General features: G+C 60.8%; 20 protein-coding genes. 7 read left to right on the top strand and 13 right to left on the bottom strand.

Annotated elements, in window-relative coordinates:
* Nucleotides 1–57: 57 nt before the first annotated feature.
* A complete protein-coding gene (murI, locus tag ABJN75_RS10195) occupies nt 58–849 on the top strand; it encodes a glutamate racemase (protein WP_348439325.1) in 792 nt (263 codons plus the stop codon).
* Nucleotides 850–1,017: 168 nt separating this feature from the next.
* Entirely contained in the window at nt 1,018–2,541 is a 1,524-nt protein-coding gene (locus ABJN75_RS10190; RefSeq protein WP_348439323.1) for an ATP-binding protein, read from the top strand.
* Between the two features lie 12 nt (nt 2,542–2,553).
* Here ABJN75_RS10190 and pepT read toward each other — a convergent pair whose 3' ends face one another.
* Nucleotides 2,554–3,792 carry a peptidase T gene (pepT, locus tag ABJN75_RS10185; RefSeq protein WP_348439321.1) on the bottom strand — a complete coding sequence of 413 codons (1,239 nt, stop codon included), beginning with the start codon at nt 3,790–3,792 and terminating at the stop codon, nt 2,554–2,556.
* Nucleotides 3,793–4,129: 337 nt separating this feature from the next.
* Here pepT and rpsD point away from each other — a divergent pair, with 337 nt between their 5' ends.
* The 4 genes from rpsD to ABJN75_RS10165 all read left to right on the top strand — a co-directional run bounded on the left by rpsD (nt 4,130) and on the right by ABJN75_RS10165 (nt 7,532).
* Entirely contained in the window at nt 4,130–4,747 is a 618-nt protein-coding gene (rpsD, locus tag ABJN75_RS10180) for a 30S ribosomal protein S4 (RefSeq protein ID WP_348439319.1), read from the top strand.
* 96 nt (nt 4,748–4,843) lie between these two features.
* Nucleotides 4,844–5,773, top strand: a complete 930-nt coding sequence (locus tag ABJN75_RS10175; protein WP_348439317.1) for a glutaminase — start codon at nt 4,844–4,846, stop codon at nt 5,771–5,773.
* 62 nt (nt 5,774–5,835) lie between these two features.
* Nucleotides 5,836–6,699, top strand: coding sequence for a tRNA 2-thiocytidine(32) synthetase TtcA (gene ttcA / locus ABJN75_RS10170; RefSeq protein ID WP_348439329.1), 864 nt, complete (start codon nt 5,836–5,838; stop codon nt 6,697–6,699).
* Nucleotides 6,696–7,532, top strand: a complete 837-nt coding sequence (locus tag ABJN75_RS10165) for an inositol monophosphatase family protein (protein WP_348439315.1) — start codon at nt 6,696–6,698, stop codon at nt 7,530–7,532. The genes ttcA and ABJN75_RS10165 overlap by 4 nt, the downstream gene beginning before the upstream one ends.
* A gap of 37 nt (nt 7,533–7,569) precedes the next feature.
* Here the strand turns inward: ABJN75_RS10165 and ABJN75_RS10160 are convergent, their stop codons facing one another.
* The 5 genes from ABJN75_RS10160 to grxD all read right to left on the bottom strand — a co-directional run bounded on the left by ABJN75_RS10160 (nt 7,570) and on the right by grxD (nt 12,137).
* Nucleotides 7,570–8,766, bottom strand: coding sequence for a multidrug effflux MFS transporter (locus ABJN75_RS10160; RefSeq protein ID WP_348439327.1), 1,197 nt, complete (start codon nt 8,764–8,766; stop codon nt 7,570–7,572).
* A 538-nt stretch (nt 8,767–9,304) separates the two neighbouring features.
* Nucleotides 9,305–10,018, bottom strand: coding sequence for a TIGR02453 family protein (locus tag ABJN75_RS10155; protein ID WP_348439314.1), 714 nt, complete (start codon nt 10,016–10,018; stop codon nt 9,305–9,307).
* Between the two features lie 155 nt (nt 10,019–10,173).
* A complete protein-coding gene (locus ABJN75_RS10150; RefSeq protein WP_348439313.1) occupies nt 10,174–11,055 on the bottom strand; it encodes a hypothetical protein in 882 nt (293 codons plus the stop codon).
* A gap of 148 nt (nt 11,056–11,203) precedes the next feature.
* Nucleotides 11,204–11,686, bottom strand: a complete 483-nt coding sequence (locus ABJN75_RS10145) for a YtoQ family protein (RefSeq protein WP_348439311.1) — start codon at nt 11,684–11,686, stop codon at nt 11,204–11,206.
* A gap of 118 nt (nt 11,687–11,804) precedes the next feature.
* Complete coding sequence (grxD, locus tag ABJN75_RS10140) at nt 11,805–12,137, bottom strand: Grx4 family monothiol glutaredoxin (protein WP_348439309.1); 333 nt, start codon at nt 12,135–12,137, stop codon at nt 11,805–11,807.
* Nucleotides 12,138–12,237: 100 nt separating this feature from the next.
* Between grxD and ABJN75_RS10135 the strand changes: the two genes are divergently transcribed.
* Nucleotides 12,238–13,071: a phosphodiester glycosidase family protein gene (locus tag ABJN75_RS10135; RefSeq protein WP_348439307.1), complete on the top strand. Its 834-nt coding sequence runs from the start codon at nt 12,238–12,240 to the stop codon at nt 13,069–13,071.
* A gap of 134 nt (nt 13,072–13,205) precedes the next feature.
* Here the strand turns inward: ABJN75_RS10135 and ABJN75_RS10130 are convergent, their stop codons facing one another.
* The 7 genes from ABJN75_RS10130 to ABJN75_RS10100 all read right to left on the bottom strand — a co-directional run.
* Nucleotides 13,206–13,793, bottom strand: coding sequence for a hypothetical protein (locus tag ABJN75_RS10130; RefSeq protein ID WP_348439305.1), 588 nt, complete (start codon nt 13,791–13,793; stop codon nt 13,206–13,208).
* Between the two features lie 144 nt (nt 13,794–13,937).
* Nucleotides 13,938–14,171: a BolA family transcriptional regulator gene (locus ABJN75_RS10125; protein ID WP_348439303.1), complete on the bottom strand. Its 234-nt coding sequence runs from the start codon at nt 14,169–14,171 to the stop codon at nt 13,938–13,940.
* A gap of 21 nt (nt 14,172–14,192) precedes the next feature.
* Entirely contained in the window at nt 14,193–16,424 is a 2,232-nt protein-coding gene (gene purL, locus ABJN75_RS10120) for a phosphoribosylformylglycinamidine synthase subunit PurL (RefSeq protein ID WP_348439301.1), read from the bottom strand.
* Between the two features lie 148 nt (nt 16,425–16,572).
* Complete coding sequence (locus ABJN75_RS10115; RefSeq protein ID WP_348439299.1) at nt 16,573–16,950, bottom strand: hypothetical protein; 378 nt, start codon at nt 16,948–16,950, stop codon at nt 16,573–16,575.
* A gap of 144 nt (nt 16,951–17,094) precedes the next feature.
* Nucleotides 17,095–17,769 carry a phosphoribosylformylglycinamidine synthase subunit PurQ gene (gene purQ, locus ABJN75_RS10110; RefSeq protein WP_348439297.1) on the bottom strand — a complete coding sequence of 225 codons (675 nt, stop codon included), beginning with the start codon at nt 17,767–17,769 and terminating at the stop codon, nt 17,095–17,097.
* Between the two features lie 3 nt (nt 17,770–17,772).
* A complete protein-coding gene (gene purS, locus ABJN75_RS10105; protein ID WP_348439295.1) occupies nt 17,773–18,015 on the bottom strand; it encodes a phosphoribosylformylglycinamidine synthase subunit PurS in 243 nt (80 codons plus the stop codon).
* 18 nt (nt 18,016–18,033) lie between these two features.
* The coding region (locus tag ABJN75_RS10100; protein ID WP_348439293.1) for a phosphoribosylaminoimidazolesuccinocarboxamide synthase at nt 18,034–18,493 on the bottom strand (460 nt) is incomplete at its 5' end.

Below are 18,493 nucleotides of genomic sequence, written 5' to 3'. Positions count from 1 at the left end.
ATTTGACAAGTTCAGCCGGTCCGGCCGGCGCAAGCCGGTTGAGGCGGGAGACGAGGAATGAGCGATCAGCCTGTCGTGGTGTTTGACAGCGGTATCGGAGGGCTGAGCGTGCTGCGCGAGGCACGGGTGATCATGCCCGGCAGGCGGTTCGTCTATGTCGCCGACGACGCCGGCTTTCCCTATGGACGATGGGAAGAGGGGGCGCTCAGCGAGCGCATCGTCAACCTGTTCGCCGGGCTGATTGAGCGGTACAATCCGGCGCTGGCACTGATTGCCTGCAACACCGCCTCGACCATCGTCATGCCGGCGCTTCGCCAGGCCTATCCGGAGCTGCCGTTTGTCGGCACGGTGCCGGCGATCAAGCCCGCTGCCGAACGCACCCGCTCGGGCCTGGTTTCGGTGCTGGCGACGCCCGGTACGGTCAAGCGGCAATACACCCGTGACCTGATCCGCGATTACGCCGACAAGGTGCATGTGCGGCTGGTGGGCTCGGAAAATCTCGCCGAACTCGCCGAAACCTACATGCGCAAGGGTTTTGTCGACGAGGCGGCGGTGAAGGCGGAAATCGATCCGTGTTTTGTCAGCCATGACGGCCAGCAGACCGACATCGTGGTGCTGGCCTGCACGCATTTTCCGTTTCTGGTCAACCGTATGCGCAAGCTGGCGCCCTGGCCGGTGGACTGGATCGATCCGGCGGAAGCGATCGCGCGCCGCGCGCTAGCAATTGTCGAGACGTTGCCGGGTGGCGATGCGCTGCCGGACGCCAAGGACACGGTGGTGTTCACCTCGGGCAAACCGGATTACAGCGGGCTCCGGCTGATGCACGGGTTTGGGCTGACAACCGTGTGAGCCTGACGGTCCCGATGTGGCGGTGCGCATTGGAACCCGGGCCGGAATTCTGTGTATTTCCGGTTCCACGCTCCGCGAGAGAGCAATAGTCTGGTAGACAGGCCGGTGCCCGGTTGCCGAATAGAATCGGTCGGGTGTGTGCGTCGCGTAAAACGGAGTTGAGCCAAGGTGCAGGTCGGAATTGACATGGGGAGTTTGGCGGGCGGACAGCCGGCCAAGCTCGACATCGAGGAATTGCTGGCGACCCGTCTTCTGGTGCAAGGCAATTCCGGTTCGGGCAAGTCGCATCTGCTCAGGCGTCTGCTCGAGCAGTCGGCGCAATGGGTGCAGCAGGTGATTATCGACCCTGAGGGCGATTTTGTCACACTGTCGGACAAATACGGACATCTGGTGGTCGAGGGTGAGCGCAGCGAGGCCGAACTGGCGGGAATTGCCAGCCGCATAAGGCGGCACCGGGTCTCCTGCGTGCTGTCGCTGGAGGGGCTCGATGTCGAGCAGCAGATGCGCGCGGCTGCGGTGTTTCTCAACGCCATGTTCGATGCCGATCACGAACACTGGTATCCGGTGCTGGTCGTGGTCGACGAGGCGCAGATGTTTGCGCCCGCCGTCGGCGGCGACGTTTCCGAAGATGCACGCAAGATGTCGCTCGGCGCGATGACAAACCTGATGTGCCGCGGCCGCAAGCGCGGGATGGCGGGCGTGATCGCCACCCAGCGGCTAGCCAAGCTGGCCAAGAACGTTGCGGCGGAAGCCTCCAACTTCCTGATGGGCCGGACATTTCTCGATATCGACATGGCGCGTGCGGCTGATCTGTTGGGCATGGACCGGCGTCAGGCGGAGATGTTCCGCGATCTCACGCGCGGCAATTTCGTCGGCCTTGGCCCGGCGCTGTCGCGGCGGCCCTTGCCGATCAGCATTGGCGAGGTGCAGACGCAGGCGCGCTCGTCGAGCCCGAAACTGATGCCGATGCCGGAGACAGTGGCTGACGTGGAGGATCTGATCTTTACGCCCGATCCGGAGGAATTTGCCCGCCTGACCCAACGCCGGGCGCGGCCCGCGCCGCGGCCTACCACCGACATTCTGGCGGAACTGTCACGCGCCACGCCTCTCGGCGACGCGCCGCTTGCGAAATCCGGGCCGGAATCGGCCACCCCGGGAATGTCGCCGGAAGAACGCGAAGAGCGGATTGCCACCGTGCTTGGGGAAATCCTCGCCGATCCGCAATCGGGCTATCGCACCGATGCGGCGCTCTATCAGGACTTTCTGGTGCGGTTGAGGATGCGCAGGGTTTCAGGTTCGCCAATGCCGCTTTCGGATTTCCGCCGCCGTGTCGCGATTGCGCGTTCGGGCGTGGATGCCGAGACGGCGGAGACCGAAGCCTGGGCAACAGCGCTGTCGCTGTCCGCCACCGTCACCGATGACCTGCAAGGCGTGTTCCTGATGCTGGCCAATGCCGCGATCAGGTCCGAGCCCTGTCCCTCAGACGCCCGCATCGCGCGGGCCTACGGCACCCATTCCGCCCGCCGGGCGCGGCGGCTGCTGGGCTATTTCGAGGAGCAGGGCCTGATCATCGTCCATGCAGATCTGTCAGGAAAACGCATTGTCGGGATTCCGGAACTGCAGGCCGAAACCGCGCCGGGGGCTGCGGATGCGGCTGATGAGGATGCGGGCAGTGCCGAGGCGGCGGAGTGAGGGCTAAGTCCCTTATGTTCCAGCCCGCTCCTCCCAGACTTTGACCAGTTCGACAATCGTCTCCACTGATTTCTCCATGTCCTGGACGCTGATCCATTCCAGTGGCGAATGATAGGAGTGGCCGCCGGTGTAGATGTTGGGGCAGGGCAGGCCCATGAATGACAGGCGCGAGCCGTCGGTGCCGCCGCGAATCGAATGGGTCACCGGCTCAAGGCCGGCGCGGCGGACGGCTTCGACCAGATTGGCCATGACCTCGGGATGACGGTCGAGCACTTCCTTCATGTTGCGATATTGCTCGACCACGGTGAAGCGCATGCTTGAGCCGGGATAGGCGGTCATCACCTGCTCAGCGATCTCCCTGAGGATGGCTTCCTTGCGGGCAAGGCCATCGTTGACGAAATCACGAATGATGAAGGAAAGCCGGGCCTTGTCCATCGATCCGGAAATGCCGGTGGGATGAATGAAGCCCTGTCGGCCATCGGTGGTTTCAGGCGCGATTCCCCGGGGCAGGCGGGCGATGATCTCGCCGGCAATCTTGATGGCGTTTTCCATCACGCCCTTGGAGGTACCCGGATGCTGGGCGACGCCGGTGATCTCGATCTCGACGCCGTCGGCGGAGAAGGTCTCGTTCTCGATTTCGCCGATGGTGCTGCCGTCCAGCGTATAGCCGAAGGCGGCGCCGAGTTTGTCGATGTCGACCTTGTCAGCGCCACGGCCGATTTCCTCGTCTGTTGTGAACAGCAGCCTGATGGTGCCGTGCCTGATGTTCGGGTTGTCGATCAGAAATTGTGCCGCCGTCATGATTTCGGCGATACCAGCCTTGTCGTCGGCGCCGAGCAGCGTGGTGCCGTCGGTGGTGACGATGTCGTGGCCGATCTGGTTGTTGAGCTCGGGATGTTCGCTGACGCGGATCACGCGGCTGGTGTCACCGGTCAGTTGAATGTCTCCGCCCTGATAGTTGCGCACGACATTCGGCTTGACGTCGGTCCCGGTGAAATCCGGCGCGGTGTCCATGTGCGAGCAGAAGCAGATCACCGGCACATCCTTGCCGGAGTTGGCGGGCAGCGTCGCATAGATATTGCCGTGCTCGTCCATGTGCGCGTCGTTGAGACCGAGCGCCAGCAGGTCCGCGACCAGCACACGGCCCAGATCCTTCTGCTTTTCGGTCGAGGGCTGCGCCAGGGAGGAGGGGTCCGACTGGGTGTCGATGACGACGTAGCGGAGCAAACGGTCGAGAACAGTGTCGGTCATGGCGAATCCCAATCCAGTTGACGGAAAATACTGCTATAGCGGACCTTGTGGTCTACGGAAATATCGCGGGGACATGCCGGGTTCACTGAGGATGCAGCAGCCTGGAGATTTGTGTGCGAGGGAAGTGCAAACGGTTGACTTGCGATCCTTTCCACCGTAGACACCCTGGCAGCGCGAGGGTTCATCCCCTCGCGTTTTCTTACGTGTCCCGTGGACGGTTTATCACAATGCGTGCGTGAACTGTCCTGTCAGGTCCCGAAAACGGGGGCCAGAGGAGGGCGCGTTTCCTTCATCCGGTTTGGCAACAGGCCGGGTTAACCTTTTGAAAGGAAATGCGATGAGCAAGCGCGAATCGTCCAAGTACAAACTCGACCGCCGTATGGGCGAAAACATCTGGGGCCGTCCGAAGTCCCCGGTCAACCGCCGTGAATACGGCCCCGGTCAGCACGGTCAGCGCCGCAAGGGCAAGCTTTCCGACTTTGGTGTGCAGCTGCGCGCCAAGCAGAAGCTGAAGGGCTATTACGGCGATATTTCGGAAAAGCAGTTCCGCAAGACCTATGACGAAGCCAACCGGATGAAGGGCGATACGCCTGAAAACCTGATCGGCCTTCTCGAGCAGCGTCTTGACGCCGTCGTCTACCGCGCCAAGTTCGTGCCGACGATTTTTGCGGCTCGCCAGTTCGTCAACCACGGCCACATCACTGTCAACGGCCAGCGCGTCAACATCGGCTCGTTCCGTTGCAAGCCGGGTGATGTCGTTGCGGTCAAGGAAAAGTCCAAGCAGTTGGCCATCGTGCTCGAATCGGCCCAGCTCGCAGAGCGTGACGTGCCGGAATACATCGAAGCCGATCACCACAAGATGTCGGCCACCTTCGTTCGCGTGCCGACGCTCGGCGACGTTCCTTACGCAGTGGTGATGGAACCGAACCTGGTCGTCGAATTCTATTCACGCTGATCCTTCCTTCCAGGATCGCGTCAGATCAAGGCCGCCTTTCGGGGCGGCCTTTTTGTATGCGAGATTGGCTGCAGCTGGTGTGCCCGGAGACAGACAATGACTGATCTGCAAGATGTGCTTGACGAGATCGCCCTTGAGGCCGCGATTGCTGCCGAGCGTGGCGAGGTGGCGCATTACATTCCCGAACTGGCCAAGGTCGATCCGAACCAGTTCGGCATTGCCGTGGCGTTGCCGGACGGGCGTGTGCTTTCAGCCGGTGATGCGGCGACTCCGTTCTCGATCCAGAGCGTGTCGAAAGTGTTCACGCTGGCTCTGGCGCTGGGCAAGCTCGGCGACGCGGTGTGGAGCAGTGTCGGGCGCGAGCCGTCGGGCAATCCGTTCAACTCGATCGTCCAGCTCGAGCAGGAAAAGGGCCGCCCGCGCAATCCGTTCATCAATGCCGGCGCCATCGCGGTGGTCGATCTGATCATGGCCGGACACAGGCCGATCGAAGCAATCGGCGAGATCATCCAGTTCATCCGTCATCTGGCCGATGATGATTCGATCCTGATCGACGAGCACGTGGCGCGGTCTGAAACTGCCCACGGCGACCGCAATGCCTCGCTGGCGCATTTCATGCGCTCATTCGGTAATATCGATCATCCGGTTGATCATGTGCTGGGTGTGTATTTCCATCAATGCGCCATCGTCATGAGCTGCCAGCAACTGGCTCGCGCCGGATTGTTTCTGGCGAGCCAGGGACGCGACCCGGTGACCTGCGCGCAAGTTGTATCGCCGCAGCGGGCGCGGCGGATCAACGCCATCATGCTGATGTGCGGCCATTATGACGGTTCGGGTGAATTTGCCTTCCGCGTCGGCTTGCCCGGCAAGAGCGGCGTTGGCGGCGGCATCCTGGCAATAGCACCGGGAAAAGCCTCGATCGCGGTCTGGTCCCCCGGGCTTGACCATGTCGGCAATTCCAAACTCGGCACCGCAGCACTGGAACAATTGGCCAGGCGAATGGAATGGTCGGTGTTCGGGGCTTGACTGATCTGGTCAAAGCCATCATCCCGGGTGCCATGAGTGATGTGATCGACAGTGTGGAGACGATGGAGCCGGCGACAGGGGCGGGACCGTCGCTCTATGCGGGTGCGCCGTCGAGCGTTTCGTTCAACAAGCTGCGCAAGCGGCTGATCCGCAATGTGCGGCAGGCGATTGAGGATTTTGCCATGGCGCCGCCGGCGGAAGCCGAGACATCGGTGCGTCCACGCTGGCTGGTGGCATTGTCGGGCGGCAAGGATTCCTACGGGTTGCTGGCGTTGTTGATGGATCTGAAATGGCGCGGCATGCTGCCGGTCGATCTGATTGCCTGCAATCTCGATCAGGGCCAGCCGAACTTTCCAAAGCATGTGCTGCCCGACTACCTGACTTCCCACAATGTGCCGCACCGGATCGAATACCGCGATACCTATTCTGTGGTGACCGGCAAGGTGGCGGAGGGAGCGACCTATTGCGCGCTGTGCTCGCGGTTGAGGCGCGGCAATCTCTATCGCATCGCGCGGGAAGAGGGCTGCGAGGCGCTGGTGCTGGGTCATCATCGCGACGATATTCTCGAGACCTTTTTCCTCAATTTCTTTCATGGCGGACGGCTGGCGGCGATGCCGCCGAAGCTGCTCAATGATGATGGCGATGTGATGGTCCTGCGACCTCTGGCCTATTGCGCCGAAGAGGATCTGGCGCGGTTCGCCGAGGCGCTCCAGTTTCCGATCATTCCGTGTGACCTGTGCGGTTCACAGGATGGTTTGCAACGCAATGTTATGAAAGCGATGATTGCCGACATCGAGCAGCGGATGCCCGGCCGCAAGGATTCGATGATCCGCGCGCTCGGCAACGCCAGGGCTTCCCACCTTCTCGACAGGTCGCTGTTCGATTTTGCGGGTCTGTCGGTCCAACCCGAGAAAGCAGGCACATGACCCCACTTGGCGCAGCCGATATGGACTGGCTGGCGGCTTTGCTGCAGGAAGCCGGAACGACGGAAATCATGCCGCGGTTTCGCAACCTCGATGAGGGCGCGGTGCGGCACAAGACCTCGGCCGATGATCTTGTCACCGAGGCGGATGTGAATGCGGAACGCATGATCACCGAAGCGCTGCTTGCGAAATTTCCCGGTTCGCTGGTGATCGGCGAAGAGGCGGTGTCCGACAATCCGGCGCTGCTTGATAACTGGACGAAATCGGACAAGCGCGCTTTTGTGGTCGATCCAATCGATGGCACCTTCAATTTCGCTTCCGGGGTCGCCTCGTTCGGCGTCATGCTGGGCATTGTCGAAGCTGGCGAGACGGTCGCCGGGATCATTCACGATCCGGTTGGCCAGGACTGGATCATGGCGCAGAAGGGGGCGGGTGCCTTGCTGCGACGGCATGACGGGCGCGAAACCGCCTTGCGGGTTGCACAGCCCGTCGGATCCATCGGGGAAATGATCGGCTCGGCTTCATGGCAATACATGCCGGAGCCCGAGCGCAGCATCGTGGCCCGCAACCAGGCGCTGTGCCTGGGCGGAGTTGGTTACCGCTGCGCGGCGCAGGAGTACCGGCTGCTGGCGGGTGGTCACATCAATTTTGCGCTCTACAACAAGCTGATGCCCTGGGATCATCTGGCTGGCGCACTGATCACCCAGGAGGCGGGCGGCTATGTCCGCCGCTTTGATGGCAGCGCCTACCGGCCCGAGCATCTTGATGGCGGTTTGCTGGCGACCAGCGATTGCGCCAACTGGACCATGGTGCGCGAAGCCTTGTGGCGGGCTTAGCGCCGTAGCCTTGGCAGGGCGGCGCTCTGACCTGAGATCAATCCGGTGTGCCGACGCCGAACAACCTGCCCTTTTCCGCGATCACCACCATGATCAGCGAGACTGCCGAAACCAGGGCATACCCGGCGGCGAGCGGGAACACCGTTCCGTCATAGGCCTGACCGATCAAGGCTCCAACAACGCCGCCTCCGACAGTCTGCGCAAACCCGAGCGTCGAGGAAGCAGTGCCGGCGATGGCGCCGAGCGGCTCCATGGCGATGGAATTGAAGTTCGAGCCGACAAAACCGAACAACGGCATCATAAGCAGGGAAATTCCGAAAAACAGCCAGAACGGGATCGGCCCGATGGCGGTCAGCGTGGCAAAAATTACGCCCAGAACGAGATATGCAATCAGGGCGCCGTGCGACAGACGGCGTTGTCCGAAGCGGCCGACAAGCCGGGCATTGAGAAACGACGATCCGGCCATGACGACGGCGACAGCAGCGAAAGCAATGGGGAAATAGCTGCCCAGGCCGTAAATATCGACATAGATCGGCTGCGCCACGTTCAGAAAGCCGAACAGCGAGCCGAAATAGAAGCTGGTGGCAAGGGTGTAAAACAGCGCAATCCGATTGGTCAGCACGATGGCGAAGGCCTCGCGGATGCTCTTGAGCGTCAGCGGCCTGCGATTTTCCGGCTTGAGGGTTTCGGGCAATCGGTAAGCGGCCCAGGTACCAACCAGCAGCGAAACAGCGGTCATGAACACAAAAATGAGATGCCAGTCGCCGGCAAGGATGATCACCTGACCCATCATCGGCGCGAACACCGGAACCACCATGAAGACCATCATGACCAGTGACATGGTGGCGGCCATTCCACGGCCCGAATGCGTGTCGCGAACCACAGACAGCGCAATGACCCGGGTTGCGGCGGCGCCGATGCCCTGCAGGAACCTTGCCAGCAGCAGAAATTCGAAACTTGGAGCAAGTGCGCCCGCGATCGAACACAGCGCATAGAGCGCGATCCCGATGAACAGGGGATTGCGCCGGCCGAACCGGTCGGAGATTGGTCCGAAAAACAGCTGCGCGCCGCCAAAGCCGATAATGTAGGTCAGCAGCACGAACTGCACCTGATTGGCATCGGTAACGCCGAAGCCCATGGCTATGTCGGGAAAAGCCGGCAGCATGATGTCGATCGCCAGCGCGTTCAGGGCCATCAGCGAGGCGACGATTGCGATGAATTGAGGGCGGCTGATGCCTGCAATGGTCGCAGGCGGGATCGCAGTGGCAGCCGTTTTTCCGTGCATTGAATTGCCTATCCAGTCGATAACAGGATGCATCTGTGCATCTGCTGATTGTAAAGCTGAATCCAAATCCGCGTACCAGGCGATCGTGTCGGGGTTTTCGGGATTGGGGCTTCAGAAGGCGGGTCGTCGTGACCGGAGCCGATGACGTTCATAACCCCGGTGGGGCGATCCGTAAAGTCTCGCAATGCCGACCACTCGACTTGCTGAACGCTGTATCAGCGACGGACAATGTCACCCCGACGACCTCTAAATCATGGAATATTGCGGGATCGTCATCATCGATGGCACGCTGGCGACCGCGAGCCCGCGGGCGGGACGGCTGGAGGTGGTCTGGCGCGACGGCCCGTCGAAGGTCTCTTGGCAAAGACGCTGGAACCGGCGGCGGCGGTGATCCGGTCGTCAAGCCAGGGTTGGTTGATGCGGGTTGCGTCCGTGACCGGGGTTGAATGACCTGCGGACGCGCAGCGATTGTGCGTGATGCTTTTTCTCAGTGGCTGATTTCGTCACGGGCGGCGCGGACGGGATCAATCACCCGCCAGCCGAAACCGAGGAATGGTTGGGCCACTTCCGCCAGTTCGGTCAGATCGTCCAGCAGCGCGGTCCCCTTGAGCCGGTCGGCGGAAAAACGTCGTGACAGGGTCAGGTGTCTCAGACGGAGCAGACCAACGGTTTGCGGATCGGTGATCGCCTCGAATCCGCGCGGCGTGCGCTTGAGACTGTTTTCCATGTCGAACACGAAACCGAGATCCAACAGCGGCTCGAGTGCTGCGTCGAACTGGGCCTTGCGCGCGACAATTGCTTCCCGGAAGGCCCGGAGTTCGTCTGATTCCATGGCGTAGAACCCGACGGAAAGAAAGCTGTCATCCGGGGAGACATGAAAATACAGCAGCCCTTGGTCCTTCTTGGTGGCGGTACGGGTGATCACCGCGCTGATGTGGGTGTTGTAGGGGTGCTTTTCCTTGGCAAAGCGGACATCGCGGTTGATGCGGAATGTCGATGTCTTGCGGTTGCATGTCAGCGGGATCTTCCTGTCCGCCAGAGCCTGCGCCAGATCATCGATCAGCCGTCCGCGCGGCTCGTTGAGATGTGCCTCGAACATGTCCTTGTTGGCGTGAAACCACTCGCGGTTCTGGTGAAAACCCAGCGCCTTGAGAAAGGGCAGGGCCTTTTCGCCAAAGCCGGTATAGGGCGCGCCGGTCATTGATCGTCATCCCGGGCGTAAGTCGATAAACCGGCCGTGTCGTTGACAATTACGGCGATTGCAGCACGGACCTGACTGCTGATCGAGGCGTGAACTCCGGGCATGGAACCTCCAAAACGACGACGGCGCGGACCGGTCAATCCGGAACGCGGGTTTCAGATTCCGTCAGGCGATTTCGCCGGAATCAGACAATCAGTATAGTAACCAGCGGCTGGCAATGTGACCGGTGAATTGATTGTGTGGGTGAAAAGCCGGTGTTTCGAAATCACCCTTGCCGCGTCTGCAACCGCGGCAGCGGGGACGGTGATGGCGAAAAGATCCAGTTGATCGATTTGTGAGAACAGTTCGGCGGTGGGAGGCAGTCGGTAGCTGGTGAAGATGATATCGTCATATCCCAGCTCCCGGACAGCTTGGTATTCAGACAGTGAATATATCTGGGGGACGAACCGATGCTGCAATGGCCCGGCCCTGCTTGCGATCCAGGCCAGTCCGTCAATGTTGCCGGACTTGAAGTCGGTGACGATCCTGCCCGGATTGGCGCGCAACCAGTCGAGCAGGGTGTCCAGCGACAGGCGTGTCAGACCGAAACCGGGCGTTGCCGCCTCGTAGCTGCGCGCTGAGGGCGCGAAAAAGAAAGACGTGAGCCAGTCGCCCCAGCCAAGCCGGTTCCAGTAACGATACTGGTCCGTCCAGTCGTGGCCGATGGCCAGTGCCCCATCGCTGGTCCGGTTGAAATCCAGTTCAAACAGCTCGAACCCGTGGCTCAGCGATTGATCCAGCGCTTCCTTCGAATTCGAGTAGTCGCCCTGTTGCAATCCGCCGCCTGCGTGGGCAATCAGGCTGATCCCCTCTGGAGCCTCGATATAGGCATCGCACTGGATGCGTTCGGGTCGATCAAGCCACCGGATCAGGGGCAACGAGATGGCGACCACAAGGCCGGCGGCGATTGTGAACCTGAAAAGGGATGACGATCCGGAGAAGAGCGCTTTGCCCGATCCTTTGCTGTCCGGCTGAAACGGGCTCGGGTCGGTGTTCACATCGGTATCCTGGGAAACGTGCGTTGTGGCGGCAGATGAAGCAGTCCGATCATACCCGGGGCGGGTTAATCATCCGTCTTTTGCCACAGGCGGCTCAATCAGCGCGGATGGGCGCGAGGGCAAACCGGAGCCGAGGACCCGGATCAGCTCACTGTGCGGCGTCGGACGTCTCTGTGTAACCCGGAAGCGCACCGGTGATGACATAGCGCAGGATCGCCACCACCTGATCCGGAGTCCTGGCGACGGCAAGCGCTGCCGCATCAACTTCCTTGAGTGCGTGGGCATGCTCGTCCTGGTGCAGGATGATCAGGGGTTTACCAAGAGCCGCGGCGTAGCCCGCGTCGAAGGCCGCATTCCACTGCTTGTATTTCTCGCCGAAGCGGACAACGACGATATCTGCCTTGTCGAGCAATGTGCGGGTGCGGATGGCGTTGATCTGCGCGCCCTTGTGGTCGTGCCAGAACTTGTCGGGCTCGGTGCCAAGAATGGCTACGCCGACATCGTCGGAGGCTTCGTGATGGGTGACGGGGGCGCTGAATGCAACAGGCAGGCCGGCAGAGCGCGCGCCTGTTTCAATCTGCTCGCGCCAGTCGGAATGGATTTCGCCAGAGAGGTAGATGGTCCAGGTCATGATCAAGGTCTCCAGACTTGCTTTGAATGGCGGGAAGGCGGATCAACCGCGGGGTGTTTTTGGCTGAAACGAAAAGAGGCGGAAAATCCGCCTCTTGCCGCATCAGATGAACAGTGTTTCAGGCCGCTTTGACCGGAATGCCGGCCGTGGTCATGTGCTGCTGCAGCTCTTCCGACTGGAACATCTCGCGAATGATGTCGCACCCGCCGACAAACTCGCCCTTGACGTAAAGCTGCGGAATGGTCGGCCAGTTGGAGTATTCCTTGATGCCGTTGCGCAGCGAATCATCCGCCAGCACGTTGACGCCCTTGTAGGGTACGCCGAGGTAATCCAGGATCTGGACAACCTGACCGGAAAAACCGCACTGCGGAAATTGCGGGGTGCCTTTCATGAACAGCACCACGTCGTTGCTTTTCACTTCATTGTCGATGAATTCATTGATACCGGACATCGTAGGATCCTTTCAAGACGTGTAGCCACGATATTTCTTTGTCCTTCAGATAACGCGGCGCGCATGACAAGACAAGAAGCCACGCATTATAAGTCTCATCATGACAAAATACCGCACCCTGTATTTGCTGATCATCCTGCTTTTTGTGGCTGGCGGCTTGTTCTTCTGGAGTGCGCTGGTCCCGACCGGCAAGCTGCCTGAAGCAGGAATGGCGGGATCAAACGGGAACGAAGCCATGACAGCATTAGACAGGCCGGATATCTGCGAGGAAACCGTGTTTGAGGGCGCGCGGGCGAGCCTGTGCATCATCGATCCCGCAGCCAACGCGACAAGACTGGTCTATCGGGACCGGACCGGCGTGCCGCATGGCAGCGTGAAGCGGGCGGTGACGGCTTTGGCGACCTTCGGTCAAACGCCGGTGCTGGCGATGAATGCAGGCATGTACCACTCCGACATGACGCCGGTGGGACTTTATGTCGAGGACGGGAAAGAGATTTCGCCGCTCAACACAGACGATGATTTCGGCAATTTCTTTCTCAAACCCAACGGAGTGTTTTTCATCCGCCCCGACGGCACTGCCGGAGTGATGGAAACAATGGCCTATGCCGGCGCGGAGATTGCACCGGCCTTTGCGACTCAGTCCGGCCCAATGCTGGTGATCAATGGTGAAATCCATCCCCGCTTTCTGCCCGACGGAACCACCAGATATATTCGCAACGGGGTGGGCGTGCGCACTGATGGCAAACTGGTACTGGCAATCACCCGCGATCCGGTGAGTCTCGGGTCTTTCGCGCGGCTGTTCAAGGACGTGGCCATGTGCCCGAATGCGCTGTTTTTCGACGGTGGAGTCTCAAGCATGGCTTGGGGCGCCCATATGGAAATCGACGCGGGCGAACCGGCGGGCCCGGTTGTGGTGGTGATGCTACGCGACTGAGCCGGACACTTGCCGCGCAGGTTGCGTCACCTCATCGCCGATGCGCATAAACCTGCACACCGGTTTGTTCGATTGTGGCGGGTCGTTACAGTCAGGCGGGTTCGGACGACCGAACCGATGGAGACAAGGGACGGTCAGCCAACTCCATGCAGACCGTGAAAGCCCCCGGTTAAAATTATGGGGGCGAGAAGCAACGCCGCAACGGCGAGAATGGGTATCCGCTCCCGCCACTTATCCAGTCGTCTCAGCAAAATGAAGGTCAACACTACCACCAGAACCGCCTCTAACGGGGCGACCAATCCACCGTAATAAGCCTGATCCCAGTAGGAAACCGGGCTTTTGAAAACCCAATCGGAAACCGGCCAGAACTGGCGACGTGCATCATCATGGTGGGTCAGAAAATCAACCGCCGCATGGGCTAATCCGGCGCCCGCGAACGCCATGACGGCTTTCCAGTGAAACACGATCCCCACGGCAATCAAGGCGCCCCAGACGAAGAAACTGTGGTCGATCGCGAAAACCTGCTGCCAGCGCTCGGAAAAGAACAGGGTGGTGTAGACCTGTTGTTGTGGAATTCCGGCGATCCGGGTCGCATAGGCGACCATGACGAGCAGGGGTATGTCCGGCGCCAAACCACCCACAAGCGCAGCGGCGGATACCGACGGATAATCCTTCCGGGCAAACAAGGCTGCGCCTATCAGCATGTGGGTCGGTGTATTCATGACGCTCCGTTGATTTGTGGTCTCGGGTTGCAAAGCGGATCAAGCCAGAATGATATGCTCAGCGCGACGCCATTTTGAAGGCAGGAAACAGCCTGCTGTTGTCTCTGCCGATCAATCGTTTGCGAGTTTCCGTCCCGGCCAGGCTTAATCGGGCACGCTGGTCTGCAACGCCAGGGCGTGCAGAACGCCGCCCATGTTGCCCTGCAGCGCATTGTAGACCATCTGGTGCTGCTGCACCCGGCTTTTGCCGCGAAAGCTCTCCGAGACCACTTCCGCCGCATAATGGTCGCCGTCACCGGCCAGATCGCGGATGGTGACCTGGGCGTCGGGAATTCCGGCCTTGATCAATTTTTCGATATCGTTTGCGTTCATCGCCATGTTGTGAGGCTCCTGATTGGGCTATTCGGCGGCGAGTGCCGCCGGGCTATCCATGAATGAAGGGAACCATGATTCATGGGCGGTGCGCAATGCGGATACCGACACGGACATCAGGCCGTCGATACGCAAGCTGTCGCCCGACATGATGCCGAGTTGGCGGAAGGGAACACCCACGCCTTCGGCGCTGGCGGCGACATAGCCTGACAGTTCCGCAGGAACCGTGATGACATAGCGCGCCTGATCCTCGCCGAACAGCAGCGCGTGCGCCGGGCCATTGCTGCCTGACAGGTCGATGTCCATGCCCAGATCCGAGGCCATGGCCATTTCCGCGAGTGTTGCGGCAAGTCCGCCCGAGGAAATGTCATGGCATGAGGTGACCAGATCATTGCGGATCGCCGAACGGACGAATTCGCCGTTGCGGCGTTCGACCATGAGATCGACCGATGGCGGAGCGCCTTCGGCCCGGCCGAGACAATCGCGCATCCATGCGGACTGACCAAGATGGGTGCCGTCACCGCCGATCATGATTATGGCGTCGCCAGCACTGGCGCCGCCGATGCGGGCCATGTGGTTCCAGTTGTCGATCAGGCCGACGCCGCCGATGGTGGGTGTCGGCAGGATCGCCTCGCCATTGGTTTCGTTATAGAGCGAGACATTGCCCGATACGATGGGGAAATCCAGTGCCCGGCAGGCTTCGCCGATGCCCTGGATAGCCATCACCAGCTGGCCCATGATTTCCGGACGCTCGGGATTGCCGAAATTGAGGTTGTCGGTGGACGCCAGCGGCTCGGCGCCGGTGGCGGTGAGGTTGCGCCAGCATTCGGCGACGGCCTGCTTGCCGCCCTCGTAGGGGTTTGCCTCGACATAGCGCGGCGTGACGTCGGACGAGAAAGCCAGCGCCTTGGTGTCATGGCCCTCGACACGCACGACCCCCGCGTCGCCACCCGGGATCTGCAGGGAATTGCCCTGGATCAGCGTGTCGTACTGCTCCCAGACCCAGCGCTTGGAGGCGTTGTTGGGCGAACCGAGCAGATCGAGCAGCGCCTGGCCATAATCTTCCGGCTCTTCGACGTCGGCGGTGTCGAGTGGTGACAGGCCGCCGATTTCGCGCCATTCGCGGTCATATTCGGGAGCCTCGTCGCCGAGTTCCTTGATCGGCAGATTGGCGACTTCCTCGCCCTGATGCAGGATGCGGAAGCGCAGATCGTCAGTGGTCTTGCCGACAATGGCGAAGTCGAGGCCCCATTTGACGAAGATTGCCTTGGCTTCCGCCTCCTTTTCGGGCTCGAGCACCATGAGCATGCGCTCCTGGCTTTCCGACAGCATCATCTCGTAGGCGCTCATGTTTTCTTCGCGCACCGGCACGTGATCGAGATCGAGCTCGATGCCGAGGTCGCCCTTGGCGCCCATTTCGACCGCCGAGCAGGTGAGACCGGCAGCCCCCATGTCCTGGATGGCGATGACCGCGCCGGTCTGCATGAGTTCGAGACAGGCTTCGAGCAGGCATTTTTCGGTGAACGGATCGCCCACCTGCACGGTGGGACGTTTCTCCTCGATGGATTCGTCAAATTCGGCCGATGCCATGGTGGCGCCGCCGACACCGTCGCGGCCAGTCTTGGCGCCGAGATAGACCACCGGAAGCCCGACGCCCTTGGCTTCGGAGAGAAAGATTGCATCGGTCTTGGCGATGCCCGCGGCAAAGGCGTTGACCAGGCAATTGCCGTTGTAGCGCGCATCGAACTCGACTTCACCGCCGACCGTCGGCACGCCGAAGGAATTGCCATAACCGCCGACACCGGCGACAACGCCCGAGACCAGATGACGGGTCTTGGGGTGATCGGGTGCACCGAAGCGGAGCGCGTTCATCGCCGCGATCGGCCGCGCGCCCATGGTGAAGACATCGCGCAGGATGCCGCCAACGCCGGTCGCCGCACCCTGATAGGGTTCGATATAGGAGGGATGGTTGTGGCTTTCCATCTTGAAGACCACGCAATCGCCATCGCCGATATCGACCACACCAGCGTTTTCGCCCGGTCCCTGGATAACCCGCGGGCCCTCGGTCGGCAGCGTGCGCAGCCATTTCTTCGATGACTTGTACGAGCAATGCTCGTTCCACATTGCCGAGAAAATGCCCAGCTCGGTGAAACTCGGCTCGCGGCCGATGAGATCGAGAATGCGCTGGTATTCCTCGGGCTTGAGCCCGTGAGCGGCAATCAGCTCTTCGGTGATGGGAACGGTATTGGGAATGGTCATGGCGGGGGTCGCCCTTCTTGTCCTGTGCTTGCTGCAGGCTATAGCGTACTGGCGGGCCTGATGGCACCTTGAATTTGAATTTTTGACCGAAAGCCGATGCTAAACTGTGGACATGGCCAGCGCGATAATCGCTTTGCAGCGCACGTTCTCAGCACCCGGTGCCGCCTGATGCCCAGCGCGAGATGTCGCCATTGATCCGGCTTGCCAGCGGTGTGGTGGAAAGCGGACCGTAGAACTGGGCGTTGTTGGCTGAAGCGACGATGACCGCTTTCGGCAGGGATTGCGGCTTGCCGCGCGGAATGATCAACAGCCGCGGCGTGCTGGTGGTATCGAGTTCGGGGACGATGCCGAATTCCTTGAACTCGTTGTCCTTGAGCCAGCAGACATGAGCCTGGCTGTTGACCCTTTGCAGCGTCGAGACCGCCTGGGAATTGGAGCTTGTGCCCGAGGCCGGACCGGATGAAGGGGAACAGGCTGAGGCCAGAAATCCGGAAACCAGCACCACTGTCAGAGAAAATTTGTTCATGAGGGCTCCGGGCACCGGCCAAATGGCATTCGTCGAAGGCTGCAATAGCACGATTCCCCCTCGCACAAGGGTGCCTTCCGGCAATCGGGGCGTGCGCTTGCGAGATTTCGCAGGCCAGGGTCCTGGAGACCGCCTGCGGCAGCCTCAGGCGTCGACCAGTCCAAGCGCGGCCTCGAACAGGGCGCGGCCATCGGCGCCGCCATGAGCTGTTTCGATCAGGTTTTCGGGATGCGGCATCAGGCCCAGCACATTGCCTGCCTTGTTGACGATGCCAGCGATATTGTTGAGCGAACCGTTCGGATTGGTGTCCGTGGTGTAGCGGAATGCCACTTGATTGCCGGCTTCGATGTCGGCGAGCGTGTCGGCGTCGGTGAAATAGTTGCCGTCATGATGGGCCACCGGGCAGCGGATGATCTGGCCCTGCGTGTAACCGCTGGTAAAGACCGTATTCGCGTTGGCGACTTCAAGCTCGACCTCGCGGCAGACGAATCTGAGCGAGGCGTTGCGCATCAGGGCGCCCGGAAGCAGGCCGCTTTCGAGCAGGATCTGGAAGCCGTTGCACACGCCGATGACGCGAGCGCCTTTTTCAGCCTTTTCGCGCACCGCCTGCATCACCGGCATGCGTGCGGCAATCGCGCCACAGCGCAGATAGTCGCCATAGGAAAAGCCGCCGGGGATGACAATCAGATCGACATCGTCGTCGATCGAGGTCTCGGTTTGCCAGATCGTTTGCGGGGCCTGACCGGAGATCTTGGTCAGCGCCGCAATCATGTCGCGATCACGATTGAGGCCGGGGAGCAGGATGACGGCGGCTTTCATGGCTTAAAGTACCTCGACCGTGAAATCCTCGATCACGGTGTTGGCGAGCAGTTTGGCCGCCATGTCCCTGAGTTCGGCTTCGGCCCTGGAACGATCCGATGTCTCAAGCACGATGTCGAACACCTTGCCCTGGCGGATTGAACCGACGCCGGAAAAACCAAGTCCACCGAGCGCGTGCTCGATGGCCTTGCCTTGCGGATCGAGAACGCCGTTTTTCAGCGTCACTGTCACGCGTGCCTTGATCATATACGCAGCTCCTGACGCTTACTTGACCAGAACCGGTCCGGAAGGGCGGTTCATCTCGTTCTCGTTCATGATGCCAAGCCGGCGGGCGACTTCCTGATAGGCCTCGACGAGACTGCCGAGATCACGACGGAAGACGTCCTTGTCGAATTTCTGGTTGGTGTTGACGTCCCAGAGCCGGCAGGAATCAGGCGAAATCTCGTCGGCGACGACGATGCGCATCATGTCGCCTTCAAACAGCCGGCCACATTCGATCTTGAAATCGACCAGTTGAATGCCGACGCCGAGGAACAGGCCGGTGAGGAAGTCATTGACGCGGATGGCAAGCGCCATGATGTCGTCGATTTCCTGCGGGCTGGCCCAGCCAAAGGCGGTGACATGCTCTTCAGAGACCATCGGGTCGTCCAGCGCATCGGCCTTGTAATAGAACTCGATGATCGAGCGCGGCAAAACCGTACCTTCCTCGATACCAAGCCGCTTG

Origin of the sequence: Hoeflea sp. (assembly GCF_039975035.1) — a bacterium.
In the GTDB taxonomy this organism is placed as follows: Bacteria; Pseudomonadota; Alphaproteobacteria; order Rhizobiales; family Rhizobiaceae; genus Hoeflea.
This window is presented reverse-complemented; position numbering and strand designations above follow the sequence as displayed.

Excerpts from the sequence above, each read along its gene's own strand:
- ABJN75_RS10165 (WP_348439315.1), top strand. The coding sequence starts at position 6,696 with ATGACCCCACTTGGCGCAGCCGATATGGACTGGCTGGCGGCTTTGCTG.
- purL (WP_348439301.1), bottom strand. The coding sequence starts at position 16,424 with ATGACCATTCCCAATACCGTTCCCATCACCGAAGAGCTGATTGCCGCT.
- ABJN75_RS10125 (WP_348439303.1), bottom strand. The coding sequence starts at position 14,171 with ATGGCGATGAACGCAAACGATATCGAAAAATTGATCAAGGCCGGAATT.
- grxD (WP_348439309.1), bottom strand. The coding sequence starts at position 12,137 with ATGTCCGGTATCAATGAATTCATCGACAATGAAGTGAAAAGCAACGAC.
- ABJN75_RS10115 (WP_348439299.1), bottom strand. The coding sequence starts at position 16,950 with ATGAACAAATTTTCTCTGACAGTGGTGCTGGTTTCCGGATTTCTGGCC.
- murI (WP_348439325.1), top strand. The coding sequence starts at position 58 with ATGAGCGATCAGCCTGTCGTGGTGTTTGACAGCGGTATCGGAGGGCTG.
- ABJN75_RS10130 (WP_348439305.1), bottom strand. The coding sequence starts at position 13,793 with ATGAATACACCGACCCACATGCTGATAGGCGCAGCCTTGTTTGCCCGG.
- ABJN75_RS10175 (WP_348439317.1), top strand. The coding sequence starts at position 4,844 with ATGACTGATCTGCAAGATGTGCTTGACGAGATCGCCCTTGAGGCCGCG.
- ttcA (WP_348439329.1), top strand. The coding sequence starts at position 5,836 with ATGGAGCCGGCGACAGGGGCGGGACCGTCGCTCTATGCGGGTGCGCCG.
- ABJN75_RS10145 (WP_348439311.1), bottom strand. The coding sequence starts at position 11,686 with ATGACCTGGACCATCTACCTCTCTGGCGAAATCCATTCCGACTGGCGC.
- ABJN75_RS10135 (WP_348439307.1), top strand. The coding sequence starts at position 12,238 with ATGACAAAATACCGCACCCTGTATTTGCTGATCATCCTGCTTTTTGTG.
- purQ (WP_348439297.1), bottom strand. The coding sequence starts at position 17,769 with ATGAAAGCCGCCGTCATCCTGCTCCCCGGCCTCAATCGTGATCGCGAC.
- pepT (WP_348439321.1), bottom strand. The coding sequence starts at position 3,792 with ATGACCGACACTGTTCTCGACCGTTTGCTCCGCTACGTCGTCATCGAC.
- ABJN75_RS10155 (WP_348439314.1), bottom strand. The coding sequence starts at position 10,018 with ATGACCGGCGCGCCCTATACCGGCTTTGGCGAAAAGGCCCTGCCCTTT.
- purS (WP_348439295.1), bottom strand. The coding sequence starts at position 18,015 with ATGATCAAGGCACGCGTGACAGTGACGCTGAAAAACGGCGTTCTCGAT.
- rpsD (WP_348439319.1), top strand. The coding sequence starts at position 4,130 with ATGAGCAAGCGCGAATCGTCCAAGTACAAACTCGACCGCCGTATGGGC.